Genomic DNA, 789 nt, shown 5'->3' on the forward strand with positions numbered 1-789 from the left:
AACTGATGACCCGCGATGAGCAAGCTGAAGAGTCTGGAGGAGTTGTTCGGTGGACGCCATTTTGATCGGGAGATCATCATTCTGTGCGTTCGCTGGTACCTGCGCTACAAGCTCAGCCTTCGCGATCTGGTTGAGATGATGGCCGAACGGGGCTTGTCGTTGGCTCACACGACGATCCTGCGCTGGGTGAGGCGTTATACGCCCGAGTTCGTCAAACGCTGGAACCGCTTTGCTACGGCTGCGGGTCGCTCGTGGCGGGTCGACGAGACCTACCTGAAGATTCGCGGCAGGTGGGTCTACCTGTACCGGGCGGTGGATCGGACTGGTCAGACCGTGGACTTCATGCTCAGGGCGCGGCGCGACGTGGCCGCAGCCAAAGCCTTTTTCAGCAAGGCCATCAGGCATCAGGGCCAGTCACCGGAGACCATCACGCTTGACGGGTATGCAGCCTCGCACCGCGCGGTGCGCGAGATGAAGGCCGATGGTCTGCTGCCTGAAGACACGAAGGTTCGGTCCTCAAAATATCTGAACAACGTGATCGAGCAGGACCATCGCCACATCAAGTCGCGAACGAACCCGATGCTTGGATTCAAACGGTTCAGGAGCGCCGCGACCACGATTTCAGGCATCGAGTTGACGTATCGCATTCGCAAGGGCCAGTTCGATCTCGCGAAACTCGGCCTCAAGGATGCCGCTGCGCCTGCCGTATCGATTGCGGTGCTGTCCGCTCGATAAGGTCTCCTGCATATAGGGAACTTCTCAACCCGCTTGCCTATTTGCACCAGAACC

At 58.9% G+C, this 789-nt stretch carries 1 protein-coding gene; it reads left to right on the forward strand.

The features are described 5' to 3' along the window. Positions 1-24: 24 nt before the first annotated feature. Positions 25-735 carry an IS6 family transposase gene (locus EVC45_RS44950; RefSeq protein ID WP_373683140.1) on the forward strand — a complete coding sequence of 237 codons (711 nt, stop codon included), beginning with the start codon at positions 25-27 and terminating at the stop codon, positions 733-735. The last annotated feature ends 54 nt before the right edge of the window (positions 736-789 follow it).

The organism is Paraburkholderia sp. UYCP14C, assembly GCF_004197395.1.
Taxonomy (GTDB): Bacteria; Pseudomonadota; Gammaproteobacteria; order Burkholderiales; family Burkholderiaceae; genus Paraburkholderia.